This window comes from Williamsia limnetica (assembly GCF_003217475.1).
In the GTDB taxonomy this organism is placed as follows: domain Bacteria; phylum Actinomycetota; class Actinomycetes; order Mycobacteriales; family Mycobacteriaceae; genus Williamsia; species Williamsia limnetica.
The window spans coordinates 131,365-149,419 of record NZ_QJSP01000002.1 but is presented as its reverse complement, the minus strand read 5'-3'; the positions used below and the strand labels follow the sequence as shown (position 1 = coordinate 149,419).

Annotated in this window: 17 protein-coding genes; 12 read left to right on the top strand and 5 right to left on the bottom strand. The window is 65.0% G+C overall.

The window, feature by feature from the left end:
- The first annotated feature begins 12 nt into the window (after window positions 1–12).
- Together DFR67_RS03425 and DFR67_RS03420 are read left to right on the top strand one after the other, a co-directional pair.
- Window positions 13–1,437 (top strand): cytochrome P450, encoded by a 1,425-nt coding sequence (locus DFR67_RS03425; RefSeq protein ID WP_110468029.1) that lies wholly within the window; start codon window positions 13–15, stop codon window positions 1,435–1,437.
- Window positions 1,438–1,592: 155 nt separating this feature from the next.
- Window positions 1,593–2,513: a hypothetical protein gene (locus DFR67_RS03420; protein ID WP_110468028.1), complete on the top strand. Its 921-nt coding sequence runs from the start codon at window positions 1,593–1,595 to the stop codon at window positions 2,511–2,513.
- Between the two features lie 87 nt (window positions 2,514–2,600).
- Here DFR67_RS03420 and DFR67_RS03415 read toward each other — a convergent pair whose 3' ends face one another.
- Window positions 2,601–3,638, bottom strand: coding sequence for an LLM class F420-dependent oxidoreductase (locus tag DFR67_RS03415; protein WP_110468027.1), 1,038 nt, complete (start codon window positions 3,636–3,638; stop codon window positions 2,601–2,603).
- Window positions 3,639–3,704: 66 nt separating this feature from the next.
- Here DFR67_RS03415 and DFR67_RS03410 point away from each other — a divergent pair, with 66 nt between their 5' ends.
- The 4 genes from DFR67_RS03410 to DFR67_RS03395 are packed head-to-tail and all read left to right on the top strand — an operon-like array spanning window position 3,705 to window position 7,443.
- Window positions 3,705–4,724, top strand: a complete 1,020-nt coding sequence (locus DFR67_RS03410) for a Zn-ribbon domain-containing OB-fold protein (protein WP_110468026.1) — start codon at window positions 3,705–3,707, stop codon at window positions 4,722–4,724.
- A 17-nt stretch (window positions 4,725–4,741) separates the two neighbouring features.
- Window positions 4,742–5,788: a thiolase domain-containing protein gene (locus DFR67_RS03405; protein WP_110468305.1), complete on the top strand. Its 1,047-nt coding sequence runs from the start codon at window positions 4,742–4,744 to the stop codon at window positions 5,786–5,788.
- Window positions 5,788–6,963: a thiolase domain-containing protein gene (locus DFR67_RS03400; protein WP_110468025.1), complete on the top strand. Its 1,176-nt coding sequence runs from the start codon at window positions 5,788–5,790 to the stop codon at window positions 6,961–6,963. Before DFR67_RS03405 ends, DFR67_RS03400 begins: the two co-directional genes overlap by 1 nt.
- 36 nt (window positions 6,964–6,999) lie before the next feature.
- On the top strand, window positions 7,000–7,443 hold the full coding sequence (locus tag DFR67_RS03395; RefSeq protein WP_110468024.1) for a nuclear transport factor 2 family protein: 444 nt from the start codon (window positions 7,000–7,002) through the stop codon (window positions 7,441–7,443).
- 118 nt (window positions 7,444–7,561) lie between these two features.
- On the opposite strand, the gene DFR67_RS03390 is transcribed toward DFR67_RS03395, so the two are convergent.
- The gene (locus tag DFR67_RS03390) at window positions 7,562–8,830 is read right to left on the bottom strand and encodes a cytochrome P450 (RefSeq protein ID WP_110468304.1); all 1,269 of its coding nucleotides are present in this window, start codon (window positions 8,828–8,830) and stop codon (window positions 7,562–7,564) included.
- Between the two features lie 154 nt (window positions 8,831–8,984).
- Between DFR67_RS03390 and DFR67_RS03385 the strand changes: the two genes are divergently transcribed.
- The 5 genes from DFR67_RS03385 (at window position 8,985) to DFR67_RS03365 (ending at window position 14,949) form a co-directional block, all read left to right on the top strand.
- Window positions 8,985–10,151 carry a steroid 3-ketoacyl-CoA thiolase gene (locus tag DFR67_RS03385; RefSeq protein ID WP_110468023.1) on the top strand — a complete coding sequence of 389 codons (1,167 nt, stop codon included), beginning with the start codon at window positions 8,985–8,987 and terminating at the stop codon, window positions 10,149–10,151.
- A 6-nt stretch (window positions 10,152–10,157) separates the two neighbouring features.
- Complete coding sequence (locus DFR67_RS03380) at window positions 10,158–10,637, top strand: nitroreductase family deazaflavin-dependent oxidoreductase (protein ID WP_110468022.1); 480 nt, start codon at window positions 10,158–10,160, stop codon at window positions 10,635–10,637.
- A 99-nt stretch (window positions 10,638–10,736) separates the two neighbouring features.
- Window positions 10,737–12,440, top strand: a complete 1,704-nt coding sequence (locus DFR67_RS03375) for an alkaline phosphatase D family protein (protein ID WP_110468021.1) — start codon at window positions 10,737–10,739, stop codon at window positions 12,438–12,440.
- Window positions 12,441–12,661: 221 nt separating this feature from the next.
- Window positions 12,662–14,242 (top strand): hypothetical protein, encoded by a 1,581-nt coding sequence (locus DFR67_RS03370; RefSeq protein WP_170135190.1) that lies wholly within the window; start codon window positions 12,662–12,664, stop codon window positions 14,240–14,242.
- 53 nt (window positions 14,243–14,295) lie between these two features.
- Window positions 14,296–14,949 (top strand): GNAT family N-acetyltransferase, encoded by a 654-nt coding sequence (locus DFR67_RS03365; protein ID WP_110468020.1) that lies wholly within the window; start codon window positions 14,296–14,298, stop codon window positions 14,947–14,949.
- Between the two features lie 76 nt (window positions 14,950–15,025).
- Here the strand turns inward: DFR67_RS03365 and DFR67_RS03360 are convergent, their stop codons facing one another.
- Genes DFR67_RS03360 through DFR67_RS03350 form a run of 3 tightly spaced genes read right to left on the bottom strand, consistent with a single transcriptional unit; the run spans window position 15,026 to window position 17,176 of the window.
- Complete coding sequence (locus tag DFR67_RS03360; RefSeq protein ID WP_110468019.1) at window positions 15,026–15,391, bottom strand: nuclear transport factor 2 family protein; 366 nt, start codon at window positions 15,389–15,391, stop codon at window positions 15,026–15,028.
- A 47-nt stretch (window positions 15,392–15,438) separates the two neighbouring features.
- Window positions 15,439–16,359, bottom strand: coding sequence for an SDR family oxidoreductase (locus DFR67_RS03355; RefSeq protein WP_110468018.1), 921 nt, complete (start codon window positions 16,357–16,359; stop codon window positions 15,439–15,441).
- 46 nt (window positions 16,360–16,405) lie between these two features.
- Window positions 16,406–17,176, bottom strand: a complete 771-nt coding sequence (locus DFR67_RS03350) for an SDR family oxidoreductase (RefSeq protein ID WP_110468017.1) — start codon at window positions 17,174–17,176, stop codon at window positions 16,406–16,408.
- 91 nt (window positions 17,177–17,267) lie between these two features.
- Here DFR67_RS03350 and DFR67_RS03345 point away from each other — a divergent pair, with 91 nt between their 5' ends.
- Window positions 17,268–18,047 carry an enoyl-CoA hydratase family protein gene (locus DFR67_RS03345; protein WP_110468016.1) on the top strand — a complete coding sequence of 260 codons (780 nt, stop codon included), beginning with the start codon at window positions 17,268–17,270 and terminating at the stop codon, window positions 18,045–18,047.
- Window positions 18,048–18,055: the final 8 nt, after the last annotated feature.

Genomic DNA, 18,055 nt, shown 5'->3' with positions numbered 1-18,055 from the left:
ATAAGGAGCGTCATGGCCGCAACCACCGAGCTGCCCACCCTTCGTGAACTCGTCGGCCCGAACCGTTGGGGACAACAATTCCCCCATCCACCCGGCCGGCTCCGCCTGCTCGGTGATGTCCGCTCGATCAAGATCGGCGGACCGGTCCTGAGCATGCTCGACTGGCCCGACGAGATCTGGCCGATAGTGCAATTCCAGGCCTTCCGGCAGCGATTCGTATTCGTCGGCAATGCAGCGGTCACCGCCGAACTCTGCGACGAGTCCCGGTTCCAGAAGGTCCTGACCCCCGGGGTCGCCGCCCTGCGCTCCTTCGCGGGCGACGGACTTTTCACCGCAGCGACGGGCGAGCGCAACTGGCGCCTGGCACATGACCTGCTGATGCCCGCGTTCACCAGATCGGCGATGCAGAATTATCACCCGCTCATGCTGGATGCGATCTCCGATCTCTTCACCTTCTGGGAACGTCGCGGCGATGTCATCGATGTCGCGCCCGACATGACGCGGCTGACCCTGGAGACCATCAGCCGCGCCGCATTCGGTGAAGATCTCGGGTCATTCGAGCGCGACACCCCGCACGCCTTCGTGTCGGCGATGGTCGCCGCATTGAAGACGGGCCAGCGAACGGGTGGCCTGTCCGGACTACCCGGGTCTCAGGCCTTGTCCGCGTTGATGATCCGGGCAAACGCTCGCCATCAGCGCTATATCGACACCATGCTCGAGGAGCTGATCGCCGCCCGCCGGCAGCGCGGGGACAACGGCGAGACCGACCTCCTGGCCATCATGCTCAGCCAGAACGCCGCTCGGGAGCACGACGTTCTCGACGACCGAAACATCGGCTATCAGATCCTCACCTTTCTCGTCGCCGGTCACGAGACAACCTCCGGCGCACTGTCATTCGCACTTCACCATCTTTCTCAAGACACCGAACTCCTCGCCCGCGCGCATGCGGAGGTCGACTCGATCGTCGACTCCGACGCCGAGCCGGCTTTCGAGCAGGTGGCCAAGTTCCGGCTCCTGCGACGCATCATCGATGAATCATTGCGGCTGTGGCCCACCGCTCCGGGGTTCTCACGCGGACCGATCGAACGGACCGTCGTCGCGGACCGCTACGACATGTCGCCCGGCGACTGGGCCATCGTCCATCTCCCGAAGCTGCACCGCGACCCCGACGTCTGGACCGATCCCTCACGTTTCGACCCCGACCGCTTCCTGGCGGCCGAGGTGAAGAAGAGGCCTGCGCACTCGTACAAACCCTTCGGCACCGGCGAACGGGCCTGCATCGGCAGGCAATTCGCACTCCACGAATCCGTCCTGCTGCTTGCTCGCCTGCTGCAGCGCTACGAGTTCGAACCCGCCGATCCCGATTACCAACTGGCGATCACCGAACGCCTCACCCTGATGCCGTCAGGCCTGCGGCTGCGCATCCGGCGACGCTGACAGCTGCCGCATCGTTTGATGCGCCACGCACATGTTCGAACATGGGCGCGGCGCATTGCAATGGGCGCGAGGGGGTTATCCACAGTTCGATCAGCCCTCCACAGGCAAGCCTCCGCCGGGGTCGAGCCCATGTGAGATGGGTCCATCATCAGTCCATGGACACCAACCAGTGGCAGGGTGCCGCCACCCGCGCGGAATTGATTACAAAGGGGCACACGCCTTCTGAGATCCGGACAGCTCTAATTGGCAACACGATCAGGTCGCTCGCACCTGGCATCTACGCGAGCCCGGCGTTGTGGAATGAGTCGATGGAGACGCGACACGGCGAACTCAGCAAGGCAACGTTGCGCAAGCTCGGCGGCAACTATGTTCTCGGCGCTCAATCCGCGGCCGCCGTCTACGGATTGCCGCTGTGGGGTGTGGATCCGCGTGTTGTCCACCTCGTTCAGCCGACCAATAACTCCGGGACCGGGTCCCGAAATTCCAAGCGCATTCGGATTCACCGCGACGCACGCCGGACCGCCTCGCTGCGGATCGACGGCGTCCTGGTCAGCAGCCCCGCACGCGCGATCGTCGACCTGGCGCGTCGGTCGTCGACCGCATCCGCAGTTGTGACAGGCGACGCCGCACTTCACCGCGGACTGTGCACAGTCACGGAGTTGCTCGCAGAACTCGACGTAATCGCGGGCTTTCCCGGCCATCCGAAAGCACGGCGGGCCATCGCGATGATGGATGCCCGGAGTGAATCGGCACTGGAGAGCCGGAGCCGTGTGTCGATGTTCGATGCCCGACTTCCGCTGCCCACACTCCAGTACGAGGTCCTCGACGCTCACGGACAGTTTCTGGCCCGCGTCGATTTCGCTTGGGTCGAGCACCGGGTGATCGGAGAGGCCGACGGCGTGGTCAAGTACAAAACCGATGACGTCCGATCGGTGCTCAACCGAGAAAAATATCGCGCCGACAGGATCGTCGAGCAGGGCTGGCGGATCGTTCGGTGGTCATCCGCGGATCTCGACACACCGCGCCTGGTCGCCAACCGTATCCGTCATGCGCTCTCGCAGTCACGGGTTGCGTGACCGCGCCCACCAGGAAGCGCGACGCCCATGTTTGAACTCGGGCGTCGGGCACCAAGGCGGGCGCGAGCAATTCTAGAACATGTTCACTCAGACGAGGGTGCCCAATCGGGTGATCTGGTCGACGTCGCGGGTGGTCACCATCAGCATGCTGACGCCGGCCTGTTCCCAGTGTTTGATCTGGCCTCGCACCGACTCCTCGTCGCCGACGATCAACGTCTCGAGAACCATCTCGTCGGGTACCGCGGCGATGGCCTCGTCCTTGCGTCCCGACAGGAACTTCTCCCCGATGTCGCGGACGACGTCTGCGTAGCCCATGCGCCGGTACACCTCGGCGTGAAAGTTCTGTTCTTTGGCGCCCATGCCGCCGACGTACAACGCGGTCGACGGACGGTAGGCGTCGATGACGGCGGCGACGTTGTCGGTGATCTCCACCTGGACCGTGGCGGCAACCTCGAACGTGTCACGGGTCTTCCTGGCGCCGGCCCTCGCGAAGCCTTCGGCGAGCCACTGCTCGTACATGTCCGCCAGCCGCGGCGTGTAGTAGATCGCGAGCCATCCGTCCGCGATCTCGGCGCTCAGCGCGACGTTCTTGGGACCCTCTGCACCGAGCCAGATCGGCAGGTCAGCCCGCAAAGGATGCGTGATCGGCTTCAGCGACTTACCGAGGCCCGTCGAGCCGGGGGCGTCTGCGGGATACGGCAGCGGATAGTGCGGCCCGTCATTCGTCACCCGGCCCTCCCGGGCGAGTACGTCGCGGATCACCTGGACGTACTCCCGGGTGCGTGCGAGCGGCTTCGCGAACGGCTCGCCATACCACCCTTCGACCACCTGCGGCCCCGACACACCGAGCCCCAGGATGTGCCGTCCGCCGGACAGATGGTCGAGGGTCAGCGCATGCATCGCCGCGGATGTCGGCGGCCGCGCCGACAGCTGCGCGATGCCGGTCCCCAGCTTGATCGTGGACGTCTGCGAACCCCACCAGGCCAGTGGTGTGTAGGCGTCCGATCCCCACGACTCAGCGGTGAACACGGCCTCGTAGCCGGCGGCCTCGGCGGCCGCGATGAGCGCCGGTGCGTCAGGTATCGGCGCGGCACCCCAATACCCCAGTTGCAAACCCAGCTTCATGCGCCCGTGACCTCCTGATCAACCAAGTCCTTGCGAACAAATCTAGAACCTGTTCTACTCGATTCTGTGAGCGTCAGCCAGATATCCGCAGGATTCGCAGCCGTAGTCGCACCGATCGAGGACCCGGACGATCCAGTCCTGTCCGCACCACTGCACAACTCCTTTGATTACACACGGTCTCTCGGGCCGGTGCTCGGGCGCTTTGCCCGCGGCCTTCTCGAGGGCAAAATCATCGGTGGTCGCAGCGCGGACGGCACAGTGTACGTCCCACCCGTCGAGTTCGACCCGGTCACCAGGGCCCAGATCGACGACTTCGTCGAGGTGTCCGAGGTGGGGACCGTCAAGTCATGGAGTTGGATGGCGGAACCCATAGAGGGGCAACCGCTTTCCGAGCCCTTCGCATGGGCACTCATCGAGCTCGACGGCGCCGGCACCAGCCTGTTGCACGCAGTGGCCGCCGATGGGCCCGACGCCCTGAGCACCGGAGCCCGCGTGCATGCCGTCTGGAAGACAGACCGCACGGGCCGCATCGACGACATCGCCCACTTCGCACTCGGCGACGAGGCCGAGCCCGCGGCACCACGGACCAGCGAACCGTCCGACACCGACGGTGTCATGATCACGACCCCGCTGGGCCTGACCATCGAGCACACCGCGTCCATCGAGGAGACCTGGTACCTCCAGGGCCTCAAGGAGGGCAAGCTCTACGGTGGCCGGACCGGGCCGGGCGCGCCGGTCTACTTCCCGCCCCGCGGCGCCGACCCCACCGACGGCAACCCGACCGGCGAACGCGTCGAGGTCTCCGACAAGGGCGTGGTCACCACGTTCTGCATCGTCAACGTGCCGTTCCTGGGTCAGCAGATCAAACCCCCGTACGTCGCCGCATATGTGCTGCTCGACGGATCCGACATCCCCTTCCTGCATCTGATCCTCGACGTCGAGGCCGACGAGGTGCACATGGGCATGCGGGTCGAGGCCGTGTGGCGCCCCCGCGAGGAGTGGGACCACACGCTTCGCAACATCAGCCATTTCCGACCGTCGGGCGAACCCGACGCCGACTACGACTCCTACAAGGATCACCTGTGACCAGCACCCATCGGGAGATGCCGCCGATCGCCGTCATCGGCTTCGCACACAGCCCGCACGTCGATCAGACCTTCGGCACCACCAACGGCGTCGAGATGCTGGTGCCGTGCTTCCAGAAGCTCTACGCCGACCTCGGCATCGTCCGCACCGACATCGACTTCTGGTGCTCGGGGTCGTCGGACTACCTCGCCGGCCGGGCATTCTCATTCATCTCGGCAATCGACTCCATCGGGGCCGTTCCGCCGATCAACGAGTCGCACGTCGAGATGGACGCAGCCTGGGCACTCTACGAGGCCTGGGTGAAGATCGCGACCGGCGAGGTCGACGTCGCGCTCGCCTACGGATTCGGCAAGCCATCGGCGTCCAACACCGATCAGGTGTTGACGCTGCAAACCGACCCCCACACCGTCGCGCCGCTGTGGCCCGACGCCCGGTCACTTGCCGCGCTGCAAGCCCGCGCCGGCATCGACTCCGGAGCGTGGACCGAGGCCGACATGGCCGCGGTCGCAGCTCGCGGTAACAACACTTCTGCCGAGGAGCTCCTGCGCAGCGAGTATGTCGCCGATCCCCTGCGGGCCCATGACACCTGCCGGTACACCGACGGCGCCGCCGCCATCATCATCGCCAGCGAACACCGCGCGCGCGAGCTCGTCGCCAACCCGGCGTGGATCACCGGTTGGGATCACCGGATCGACACCCCCAACTTCGGATCGCGCGACCTGACGAAGTCGCCGTCGACGAAACTCGCAGGCGATACGGCACTCGGCAGCAACCGCCAGTTCGATGTCGCCGAGCTGCACGCGCCCTACACCCATCAAGAGTTGATCCTCAAGGCCGAACTTGGCCTTGACGACTCGGTCCTCATCAACCCGTCCGGCGGCGCCCTGGCCGCCAATCCGCTGTTCTCGGCGGGGCTCGAACGCATCGGCTTCGCCGCCACCGCCATCCTCAACGGGGATGCGGATACCGCATTGGCCCACGCCACCAGCGGTCCGTTGCTGCAGCAGAACATGGTCGTCGCGCTCGCCGGAAACAAGCCCGAATCACGCGGAGGAAACATCTGATGGGTCGCTATCGCGCGGCGGTGCTGGGCACCGGCCAGACCAAATACGTCGCCAAACGCCAAGATGTCTCGATGGCCGGCCTGTGCCGGGAAGCGATCGACAAGGCGCTGCTCGACGCCCAGGTGTCGATGGACGACATCGACGCCATCGTCATCGGCAAGGCACCCGACTTCTTCGAGGGTGCGATGATGCCCGAGCTCGCGCTCGCGCAGTCACTGGGTGCGGAAGGCAAACGGCTGATCCGCGTGCACACCGCGGGCTCGGTCGGCGGATCCACCGCCAACGTCGGTGCATCGCTGGTCACCTCCGGAGTGCACCAACGGGTGCTCGCGATCGCCTGGGAGAAGCAGTCGGAGTCGAATGCCATGTGGGCGTTGTCGATTCCGGTTCCGTTCACCATGCCGGTGGGAGCCGGGGCCGGCGGTTTCTTCGCGCCGCACATCCGCTCCTACATCCGGAGGACCGGCGCACCCGATCACATCGGCGCCATCGTCGCTGCGAAGGACCGTCAGAACGGTGCCCTCAATCCGTTGGCGCACCTGCATCAGCCCGACATCACCGTCGAGAGCGTGATGGAGTCGAAGATGCTGTGGGACCCGATCCGCTACGACGAGACCTGCCCGTCGTCCGACGGCGCCTGCGCAGTGGTCATCGCAGACGAGCAGACCGCCGACGACGCTGTCGCCAAAGGCATTCCGGTCGCATGGATCCACGCGTCGGCGATGCGCACCGAGCCACTCGCCTACTCGCACCGTGACACCGTCAGCCCCCAGGCCGGACGCGACGCCGCTGCCGCGCTGTGGAAGGCCGGCGGCATCTCGAACCCACTCGAGGAGATCGACACCGCCGAGATCTACGTACCGTTCTCATGGTTCGAACCCATGTGGCTCGAGAATCTGGGATTCGTACCCGAAGGCGAGGGTTGGAAGCTGACCGAGTCCGGCGAGACCGCGATCGGCGGCAAGCTCCCGGTCAATGCGTCCGGTGGTGTGCTGTCGTCGAACCCGATCGGTGCGTCCGGGATGATCCGTTTCGCCGAGGCCGCCATCCAGGTGCAGGGTAAAGCCGGCGATCACCAGGTCAAAGATGCCCGCAAGGCACTCGGCCACGCCTACGGCGGTGGTTCGCAATACTTCTCGATGTGGCTCGTGGGCGCTGACAAGCCCACCCACTGACCCGGCGGACCAACCTACTCACCGATCGGATTCACCATGACAAAAGCGGAACCCGCCTACCTGAACATTGACCGCTCCAACAACCCCGCGGTGGTCGCCGGACGCCTGTCCCGCGAGTACGTGGGGTCGAGGAACAAGGCAGCCTGGGTCAACCTCTTTGCCGAGGACGGCATCGTGCAGGACCCCGTGGGACCGTCGATGTTCGACGAGGAGGGCATCGGCTTCACCGGGCACGATCGCATCAGCGATTTCTGGGACCTGTCGATCGGGACCACCGAGCAGATCGAGTTCGCCTTCGACGAAGAGATCATCTGCGGCAACGAGGTCGCCTACATCGGCAAGATCATCACCCACATCCACGGTCACATCTCCGAGGCCCGCGGGGTGTTCACCTACCGGGCGAACGCCGACGGCAAACTCGCCGCCCTCCGTGCGTTCTGGGAAGTCGAGAAGACGATCAATTCCGTCCGCAAGGCATAGCCGAGCTCCGATCTTGGTGGGTTTCGGCGACTGTTTGCCCAGGTGACGCTCACCAAAACCCACCAAGATCGGACACGAGAAAGCCCCCGACCTTTCGGCCGGGGGCTTTCTCGTGGGTTCAGCTGCCGTAGTTGACCGACAGTTCCTTCACGCCGTTGATCCAGCCGTGGCGGAGTCGGCGGGGCTCGGCCAGTTTGGTGATGTCGGGCATGTGATCTGCGATCGCGTTGAAGATCAGGTTGATCTCCATGCGGGCCAGGTTGGCGCCGACGCAGTAGTGTGCGCCGTGGCCACCGAAGCCGACGTGCGGGTTGGGGTCACGCAGGATGTTAAACTCGAAAGGCTTCTCGAACACGTCCTCGTCGAAGTTCGCCGACCCGTAGAACATTCCGACGCGCTGACCCTTTTTGATCTCCTGGCCGCCGAGCACCAGATCGTGACGGGCGGTGCGCTGGAAGGCGTTGACCGGAGTCGCCCAGCGGACGATCTCGTCTGCAGTGGTGGCCGGACGATCCCGCTTGAACAGTTCCCACTGTTCGGGGTTGTCGAGAAACGCATTCATGCCGTGGCTGATGGCGTTACGGGTGGTCTCGTTGCCGGCGACGGTCAGCAGGATGACGAAGTAGCCGAACTCGATCTCGTCGAGTGACTGTCCATCGATGTCGGCGTTGACGAGCGCGGTGACGATGTCGTCGGCCGGACACTTCTTGCGCTCTTCTGCCATCGAGTACGCGTAACCGAGGATCTCGGCCGAAGAGAGCTGAGCGGGGGTCAACCCGGACTCCTCATCCACCGCGTTGAACTCCGGATCGTCCGCGTTCATCATGTTGTTCGACCAGTGGTACAACTTCTCCCGGTCGTCCTCCGGAACGCCGAGCAGGTCGGCGATCGCCATCAACGGCAGGTTGATCGCGACGTCTTCCACGAACTCACCGGTGCCCTTGGCCGCAGCATCCTTGACGATCTTCTGTGCCGCGTCCTCGAGTTTCTCCTCGATCGCGTGCACCGCCTTCGGCGTGAAGAGCTTCGAGATCAGCTTGCGCAGGCGGGTGTGCTCCGGCGGATCGTGGTTGATCAGCAACGCCTTCGTGATGTCGAGCTGTTCGGACGTCATCGCGTCGTCGAAACGCATGATCACACCGTTTTCGTTGGTGGACCAGTCCTCGTTGTTCTTGGATATCGCGCGCACGTCCTCGTGCTTGCTGACAACCCAGTAGCCACCGTCGGAGAAGCCACCACCCTTACCCTGGGCTTGGGCGTTCCACCAGACCGGCGACGTTTTTCGCAGCTCTGCGAACTCAGTCACCGGTATCCCTTGTTCCAACAGGTCAGGGCTGGTGAAGTCGAAACCCTCCGCGAACGGGCACACCTTCTCGGCCTGCGTCATTGCAACCACCTAAATGCTAGACATGAACGTGTTCTAGTTCGATGGTAGAGCACATTGCTGAACAATGGCTACTACCTGCTGGAATAGGACTTGTGTCCAGTTGGCAACTTGTTCTAGTTTCGAATTCAGACAACAACGCTTTGAAGGGATTGACATGGGAAAACCGGTAATCGTCGAGGCCACCCGTACGCCGATCGGCAAGCGAGCAGGGTGGTTGTCGGGCCTTCATCCGGCCGAACTCCTCGGCGCGACACAGAAAGCCGTGATCGAGCGGGCCGGGATCGACCCCACCGAGATCGAGCAGGTGATCGGCGGCTGCGTGATGCAGGTCGGTGCACAGTCGAACAATGTCACCCGCACGGCGTGGCTGCATGCCGGCCTGCCCTGGCAGACCGGCGCCACCACGATCGACTGCCAGTGTGGATCGGCACAGCAGGCCAATCACCTCATCGCGGGTCTGATCGCGACCGGGACCATCGACGTCGGCATCGCCTGCGGCGTGGAATCGATGACGACGGTGCCGCTCGGCGCCAACGTCATGGTGGAGAACGCGGGTCTGCGGCGACCCGAATCCTGGGACATCGACATGCCCAACCAGTTCGAGGCAGCCGAGCGGATCGCGAATCGCCGCGGAATCACCCGCGCCGACGTCGACGGCCTCGGCGAACGCAGCCAGCGGCTGGCCAAGCAGGCGTGGGACGAGGGCCGCTTCGACCGTGAGGTCTTCTCCCTCAAGGCCCCCGAACGCACCAAAGAAGGCGAACTGACCGGCAACATCCTCGACGTCGTCCGTGACCAGGGCCTGCGTGAGACGAGCCTGGAATCGCTCGCGAAACTCAAACCCGTCATCGAGGGCGGCATCCACACGGCCGGCACCTCCTCGCAGGTCTCCGACGGCGCCGCGGCCGTCCTGATCATGGACGAGGACAAGGCAAAGGCACTGGGGCTCAAACCACGAGCGCGTTTCGTCTCTCAAGCACTGGTCGGCGCCGAGCCCTACTACCACCTCGACGGACCCGTCCAAGCCACCGAGCGTGTGCTGGCCAGATCCGGGATGAGCATCTCCGACATCGACCTGTTCGAGGTCAACGAGGCCTTCGCCTCCGTATTGCTGTCGTGGGCGTCGGTGCACAATCCGGACATGGACAAAGTCAACGTCAACGGTGGCGCCATCGCCATCGGACACCCTGTGGGATCCACCGGCTCCCGGCTCATCACCACCGCACTCCACGAGCTGGAACGCTCGGACAAATCCACCGCACTCATCACGATGTGCGCCGGCGGGGCGCTCTCGAGCGGCACGATCATCGAGAGGATCTGAGGTCCGGTGCCGACCCAGGAACCACCCAAGGCCCTCAACTCCAAGGCGGTCAGCACCATCGTCAAGCTGTCGTCTCGGGCGAACACAAAGATCTACCAGCTCACCGGAGGCAAGGTCGGCGCCAAATGGCGGGTCGGGGCGGGGTTCAAGGATCCCGTGCCCGTCATCCTGCTGACCACGATCGGCCGCAAGTCCGGCAAACCGCGCACCGTTCCGCTGCTGTACCTCCGAGACGGCGCCAACGTCGTGGTGGTCGCCTCGCAGGGTGGGATGGCGTCCAACCCGGCCTGGTATCTCAACATCACGGCCAACCCCGATGTGAGCATCCAGGAGGGCAAGAAGACGTCGGTGATGCGTGCCCGCGAGGCCGATGACACCGAACGGGAGCGGCTGTGGCCGAAACTCGTCGACGTCTATGCCGACTTCGACCAGTACAAGGCGTGGACGGATCGCAAGATCCCCGTCATCATCTGCGAGCCGCGCTGAAGCGGACGGGAAATTCACCTGCGGGGTGGCGAGAATTCTCCGTGAAGGTCACCGGTTGGTACACCCCGGTTCACCAGGTGTGCCAGGATTCGATGCGCAATGACATCACATCCTGACTCCCTCCCAGAGCCGGTCCTGCAGCCCTCCTGGACCCAGCCGTCGCGTCGCGCATTCATCGGGGGCGCCGTGATCGGCACCGTCGGCGTTCTCGGGACCGTCTACGCAGGCAATGCCTCCGCCGGGTCGTCGGCTGCCGCGGACGTCTTTCGGCACGGGATCGCCTCCGGCGACCCGCTGCCGGACCGCGTCATCCTGTGGACGCGTGTGACGCCCACTCCGGACGCGGTCGCGGGCTCGGGTCGCGGTAGCGCGACGACGATCCGCTGGGAGGTGGCCACCGATCCGGGATTCGGTTCGGTGGTGTCGTCGGGCTCCACGACCACCGACGCCGGCAGCGACCTCACCGTCAAAGTCGATGCCGGCGGGCTGAACCCGAACACCGGCTATCACTACCGGTTCCACGTCGTCGACGGCCCGGCAGCGGGAGCGGTGTCGCCGGTGGGCCGCACCAAGACCGCCCCCGCGACGGCCGCCGAGGTGGCCAGGGTCCGCTTCGGCGTCGTGTCGTGCTCGAACTGGGAGGCCGGCTACTTCAGTGCGTACCGGCACCTGGCCGCGCAGCCGGACCTCGACGCCATCGTGCACCTGGGCGATTACATCTACGAATACGGGATCGGCGAATACACCGGCAAGAACGGCCCGGTCCGACGGCACGAACCAGCACACGAGATCGTGTCCGTGGCGGACTACCGGATCCGCCACGCGCAGTACAAGACCGACCCCGATCTGCAGTTGGCCCACCGCGACCTGCCCTGGATCTGCACCTGGGACGACCACGAGTCGGCGAACGACTCCTGGGCCTCGGGCGCCGAGAACCACAGTGCCGCCGAAGGTGACTGGCCGGCCCGCAAGGCCGCCTCGGAGCAGGCGTACTACGAGTGGATGCCGGTGCGCCCGGTGCCCGACGCAGGCGGCAGGCACCTCTATCGCAGGCTGCGGTACGGCAACCTGCTCGAACTGTCGATGCTGGACCTGCGGACGTATCGGACCGAACAACCGGGCACGACCTCGAACGCCGCCGACAATCCCGCGGCCACGATCACGGGCGCTGCCCAGATGTCCTGGCTCACGAACGGCGTCGTGTCGGCTCCCACCCGATGGAAGATCGTCGGCAACCCGGTGATGATCAGCCCCATCCTCATCCCGCCGCTCGAGCCCCGCACCACCGCAGCGCTCACCGAGCTGCTCGGCATACCCAAGGCCGGCATCCCGCTGAGCTCGGATCCCTGGGACGGCTACACCGCCGACCGTCAGCGCCTCTATCAGGCGTTGCGGGACAACAACACCCAGAACACCGTTTTCATCACCGGCGACATCCATATGTCGTTCGCCTGTGACCTGCCGAACGACCCCGCGAACTATCCGGGGGCAGGCACGGTCGGCACAGAGTTGGTGACGCCTTCGGTGACATCGAGCAACGTCGACGACCTCGTCGGGGCCCCGGAATACACGGTGGGCAACGTAGCGGCGGCGGCTCTGACCAATGTGAACCGGCATCTGCGCTGGGTCGACACCGATGCCCACGGCTACGCGGTGCTCACGGTGACCGACGCCGCGACCCAGATGGACTGGTACTTCGTCAACAACCGTGACGACCCGCGGTCAGGACAGCGCTACGGCCAGTCGTGGCGGGTACCGAACGGATCGCAGAAGGTCGGCCCGGTGGGCCGCCCTGCCGTGTAGTCGCGTACTCCCTCACCTATCACGGGCTTATCACGCATTCGAATCGGCAGTCTTCTTCAGCGACCTGGAGTTCATCACCGGAGAACAATCCACACCAGCCGGTGCAATTTCTCGTGCGATAAGCTAACTTATTCTCAAAGCGGACATTTATCGGTCCCGTTGGGCGTTTGATTCGGCGGGAATTGTCCACCCCCTGTGATCATGCGGCCTGAGGAGGCGTAGTGCGAAAGCGCTATCTATCGATGCTCGTTGCGGCGATGCTGCTCGCGTTTCCCGTCAGTGCAGGCGCGGCCCCCCTCATCGATCTCCCTGACACAGGGTCGCTCGAGCAGCCGGGCACTCCCGGTTCCTATGTGGCACCCGATCCGACGTCGGGCACATTGATCGCGGACAGCGGTTTCGAGGTCAAGCGTGACGGCTTCTCCTTCGCGAACTGGGGCGAGTCCGACGCCCTGCACAGGCGCAGCATGACACCCGCCACCATGCAGTCGCTCTACGGCGATCGCATCTGCGCACGTATTGTCGACGGCGCGTGCGTCTTGAGTGCGACCGGCGAAGTGCTGGAACAGGACTCGAACGAATCGTCGAACGGAGGGCATTGCTTCGGGCTGGCCGCCGTCGCCGGCTTGTTCGCCAGCGGACAGCTCGACAAGACCGGCTACGTGCCCGCGGGACAGAATCTCTACGACGTCGGCCCCTCGGACCGACTCGACGGATTGATCTCGCGCTACTTCAACACCCAGTACGCCGTGCCGACGTCGGACAGCCCCAGCAGGTCATCGGTTGCTTCGACCCTCGATCAGCTCGAGGCCGCCTGGCAACGCGGCGACCACGTCGTCTTGGGGATTCTCGGCGAGATCGGCGGCCACGGCATCACCCCGATCGCCTTACGTGATCTCGGCGACGGAAAAACCGGAATAGTCGTTTATGACAACAATTTCCCGGGCGTCGAGAAAATGATGGTGGCAGACGCGGCCTCAGACACGTGGTATTACACGACGGCCTTGAATCCGGCGGACAAAAGTTATCTGTTCGTCGGGTCTCCCAGTAATCAGATGATCATCTTCCCGCTGTCTCAGATGACCAGGGTGCATGAATGTCCCACCTGCCGCGACGTCGGCGACGATTCGGTTCTGCTCCTGGTCAAAGACACGGCCAAGAACCCGGACGGCAGCGCGAACGACTGGACACTGGGGATCACCACGCCCGATGGGCGCCCCGTGGCAGGCCTCGAGAAGCTGGCCCACGCCAACACCGCGAGAAGCGAGCTCTACCGGGTGCCCGCCGGCGCGGCGTTCAAGCTGACGATCGGGGGTGTCCCCCTCGGGCAGACCGCCGACATGGACATCTCGATCCTCGGCGACGGCTGGATCAACGAGGTCGACGACCTCGAGCTCCTCCCAGGTGCCAGCGCCTCGGTGACCGTCGACGACGATCAACGCGCACTGCGCCTGTCCAGCACGTACCCGTTGACCCCGCGGCTGACGGTCGCAAGCGAGGAAGCCGACTGGTCCGTGGCTGCCAAGGGCACCGGCCTGAACCTCCTGCCCGGCAGCACCGTTTCGGTCGGCCGAGACACCGATGGCGACTACACCTTCGGTCTCGCAGGCATCGGTCTCCCGGGGTCACTGCACGTCGATGTCAAACGCAGCGACACCACCGCCGACCACATCGCCCGAACCAACGGGTCGGTGGCCATCCCCGTCGGCACCACCGGTTCGGTGGCTGCCGAAACGTGGGACGGAACGACCCCGCTGATGTTCCGAGTCGGATCGCAGAACCATCCGATGACCGTCGGGTGAGCTTTACCGGGGTCAGCCGACCACCCGGAGTCATTCGCCATAGACTTGGCTGCATGACTGCTCCAGATCGTGCGGCGACTCGCCGCGACATCACAGCTGCCCTCGAGGCGGCCTTCGAACGGCGCCACGAAGTCCTCGACGCGATCGTCGATGCCGAGGACCGCGAGTCGGCCATCTCGTCCATCGCCACCCTGCTCTCGGTACCGGCAATCGGAGCCGAAGCGGTGCTGGGAATGTCCTTCGACCGCCTGACGGTGAGTGCGCGCCGCGAGAACGCGGCCGAACTCGAAGACCTCAATTCCAAGCTGACGTTCACCCAGACCGAGCGTCCGGCCAGCACCTCCGAGACGTTGGGGCTGCGCCCATTCAGCGATGAGGACGCCGACATCTTCAAGGCGCGTACCGCCGACGTCGGTGCCGCTGGGGACGGAAGCGGCTCCCCCGCTTCGGAAATCGCCGACGAGATCTCAGCAGCCAACAGCCGGATGCACGCCGAGGAGGCCGTCTGGCTCGTCGCCGTCGAGGGTTCGGACAAAATCGGTCTCGTCTTCGGCGAGCTCGCCGACGGGGAGGTCCACGTCCGGATCTGGATCGCCCCCGACCATCGTAAAAAGGGGTACGGCACCGCTGCGCTACGCCGTTCGCGGTCCGAGCTGGCCGCCTACTTCCCGGGCGTCCCCCTGGTGATCCGCGCGCCGGGTTCCTGATCCCGCAAACGCTCCACAAATACGAAGACGCGCCACTTATATGTGGCGCGTCTTCGTATTTGTGGAGCGTCTGCTGTCAGTGGCGGCGGCGCGGCACGCCGAACTTCGCAATGATCTTGACGATTCGCCCCTCGTCGTCGAACTCGAAGCTCTCGGTCACCTTGGCCGCCAACCGCAACGGCTTCGGCTGCACGTGTACATAGAACGTCACGTGCACCACCGGCCCCTCTACGCGCGGGGTGAAGTCGCTGATCGCGTGGATGACCCGATACTGCGGTCCTCTGGCCAGACTACGTCGGAGGTGATCACCGTTTCGACCCGTCTTGGCGCCCATTTCGATCCGCACGCAGTCCGGATGGAACGGGACCGCCGCTGGGTCGTGACTGACCAACGCGTCGACGTACGACTTCGCTGCCGCGACGAGGTCGGTTTCCGTGCTCATCGTGCCTGCCCTTCTATCGTGCCTGCCCCTCTGACGAACCTGACCTCCTATCTAGCGCCGTACACCGGCATCGGGGTCGGGGCCTGCGCCAGGATGTCCTCGACCACGGGCCCGAGTTCCGCCGGATCCCAGCGAGCACCCTTGTCGCGCTTGATGCTTCGCTGCCAGCCGTCGGTCACCGACACGATGCCACCCTCGACTTCGAAGACCCGGCCGCTGACCGAGCCCGATTCCACCGAGCCGAGCCAGACCACCAGTGGTGAGACGTTCGCGGGGTCCATCGCGTCGAAGGAACCGTCTTCGGGGGCGGCCATCTGCGCGGCCATCGCGTCGCCGGAGCTCGTGGTCATCCGGGTTCGTGCCGACGGTGCGATGGCATTCACCGTCACACCATATGCCTTCATCTCGGCCGCTGCCTGAATCGTCAGCTCCGCGATCGCGGCCTTCGCCGCGGAGTAGTTGCCCTGTCCCACAGAGCCGTAGAGTCCGGCGCCCGAGGAGGTGTTGATCACTCGCGCCGCACGCGGGTTCCCGGCCTTGGATTCGGCTCGCCAATAGGCAGCAGCGTGACGCAGCGTCGCGAAATGCCCCTTCAGGTGGACTCGGATCACGTTGTCCCAGTCCTCTTCACTCATCGAGACGAGCATCTTGTCGCGAAGGAATCCCGCGTTGTTGACCAGGATATCCAACGCGCCAAAGGAATCGATCGCAGTGCGCACCAAGTTCTCGGCGCCCGCCCAATCGGCCACATCGTCGCCGTTGACCACTGCCTCACCGCCGGCGGCCTTGATCTCGGCGACCACCTGCTCGGCGGGACTCTCGCCGGCAAGAGACCCGTCGAGACCGGCTCCGATGTCGTTGACGACGACCTTGGCACCCTCGGCAGCAAACGCCAGGGCGTGTTCCCTGCCGATGCCCCGGCCCGCCCCGGTCACGATGACCACTCGGCCGGCCACGATTCCACTCATCAATTAGCTCCTTCGGTTTGTCGTCTGAGAACTCAGGGGTGTGCGATCAGCTGGGGATCTCGTTCGATCCGACGTCCCAGAAAGCAAGGCGTTCGCCGCCACCATGGACTTCCATCGTCGAACCTGTCATGTATGAAGCCAACGGAGACAACAGGAATGCCACCGCGTTGCCGACATCTCCGGGTAGTGCCAGCCGGCCCATCGGGATGGTCCGCGCCACGGCCGCGACACCGTCGTCATCTCCGTAGAACAGGTCCGCCAGTTCGGTGCGCACCGCGCCCGCGACCACGGAGTTGATCCGCACCCGCGGAGCCCACTCCACCGCCAGCGACCCGGTCAATGAGTCGAGGCCCGCCTTGGCGGCGCCGTATCCCGCGGTTCCGGGTGACGGTCTGCGTCCGCTCATGCTGGACACGTTCACGATCGAGCCGCCCGAGTCCTGTTGTTGCATGACCTTGTTGGCGGCCTGCGCGATGATCAGCGGCGCCAGCAGGTTCAGCTCGACGATCTTGGAATGAAAGCGGGGTGAGGCGTCTGCCGCCAACGCGAAGGGCGCACCCCCCGCATTGTTCACGACACCGTCGAGCCGGCCGTGCTGCGCCACCACCTGCTCGATCATGGCGGTCACGGCCTCTGCGTCGCGGATGTCGCAGCTGACGAACTCGGCATACGGCGCCGGCGAGCCTTCGTCGGCCGGCCGTCTGGCGCAGGCGACGACCGTCGCGCCCAGCTCTGTGAGCACGGCACTGATACCGGCCCCGACGCCGCGCACGCCGCCGGTCACGAGCACCACGTGCCCCGACAATCCCAAGTCCATCCACTGCCCCATCTCTTCATCGAATGAGAGTGTTAAGGTACCAAGCAATTGCTTGGTTGGTCTACAGACGTACGGTACGCGAGGAGCATCGATGCCCATCACCACATCCACCGTCGAGCCGGGGATCGTCACCGTCACGGTCGACTTCCCGCCGGTCAACGCCCTGCCGTCGGCGGCTTGGTTCGAACTCGGTGAGGCAATCCTCGCCGCCGGCCGCGACAACAGCACCCACGTCGTGATCCTGCGAGCCGAGGGCCGGGGCTTCAATGCCGGTGTCGACATCAAAGAGATGCAGGCCACCGAGGGCTACGGCGCGCTCATCGCCGCCAACCGCGGGTGCGCCGTCGCCTTTGCCGGGGTGTACGACTGCGCCGTCCCCGTCATCGCGGCGGTCAACGGCTTCTGCGTGGGGGGCGGGGTCGGCCTCGTCGGTAACGCGGACATCATCGTCGCTTCCGACGATGCGGTCTTCGGCCTTCCCGAGGTCGATCGCGGAGCACTCGGCGCGGCCACCCACCTGTCACGCCTTGTTCCTCAGCACACGATGCGCGCGCTGTACTACACCGCGCAGAACGTCACCGCCCAGCAGCTCGAACACTTCGGTTCAGTGCAGAAGGTGGTCCCCCGGGAACAACTCGACGAGGCCGCACTGGAGATCGCCCGCAGGATCGCGGCCAAGGACACCCGCGTGATCCGGGCCGCAAAAGAGGCATTCAACGGCATCGATCCGGTCGACGTGAAGTCCAGCTACCGCTTCGAACAGGGCTTCACCTTCGAGCTCAACCTCGCAGGCGTCGCCGACGAACACCGCGACGCCTTCGTCGAGACCGGACAACCCAAGACGAGTTCTGCACACGGACAATCAAACTAGCAGTGGGG

Coding starts and splice junctions, on each gene's coding strand:
- DFR67_RS03425 (WP_110468029.1), top strand. CDS start 13: ATGGCCGCAACCACCGAGCTGCCCACCCTTCGTGAACTCGTCGGCCCG.
- DFR67_RS03420 (WP_110468028.1), top strand. CDS start 1,593: ATGGACACCAACCAGTGGCAGGGTGCCGCCACCCGCGCGGAATTGATT.
- DFR67_RS03415 (WP_110468027.1), bottom strand. CDS start 3,638: ATGAAGCTGGGTTTGCAACTGGGGTATTGGGGTGCCGCGCCGATACCT.
- DFR67_RS03405 (WP_110468305.1), top strand. CDS start 4,742: ATGCCGCCGATCGCCGTCATCGGCTTCGCACACAGCCCGCACGTCGAT.
- DFR67_RS03400 (WP_110468025.1), top strand. CDS start 5,788: ATGGGTCGCTATCGCGCGGCGGTGCTGGGCACCGGCCAGACCAAATAC.
- DFR67_RS03395 (WP_110468024.1), top strand. CDS start 7,000: ATGACAAAAGCGGAACCCGCCTACCTGAACATTGACCGCTCCAACAAC.
- DFR67_RS03390 (WP_110468304.1), bottom strand. CDS start 8,830: ATGACGCAGGCCGAGAAGGTGTGCCCGTTCGCGGAGGGTTTCGACTTC.
- DFR67_RS03385 (WP_110468023.1), top strand. CDS start 8,985: ATGGGAAAACCGGTAATCGTCGAGGCCACCCGTACGCCGATCGGCAAG.
- DFR67_RS03375 (WP_110468021.1), top strand. CDS start 10,737: ATGACATCACATCCTGACTCCCTCCCAGAGCCGGTCCTGCAGCCCTCC.
- DFR67_RS03365 (WP_110468020.1), top strand. CDS start 14,296: ATGACTGCTCCAGATCGTGCGGCGACTCGCCGCGACATCACAGCTGCC.
- DFR67_RS03360 (WP_110468019.1), bottom strand. CDS start 15,391: ATGAGCACGGAAACCGACCTCGTCGCGGCAGCGAAGTCGTACGTCGAC.
- DFR67_RS03355 (WP_110468018.1), bottom strand. CDS start 16,359: ATGAGTGGAATCGTGGCCGGCCGAGTGGTCATCGTGACCGGGGCGGGC.
- DFR67_RS03350 (WP_110468017.1), bottom strand. CDS start 17,176: ATGGACTTGGGATTGTCGGGGCACGTGGTGCTCGTGACCGGCGGCGTG.
- DFR67_RS03345 (WP_110468016.1), top strand. CDS start 17,268: ATGCCCATCACCACATCCACCGTCGAGCCGGGGATCGTCACCGTCACG.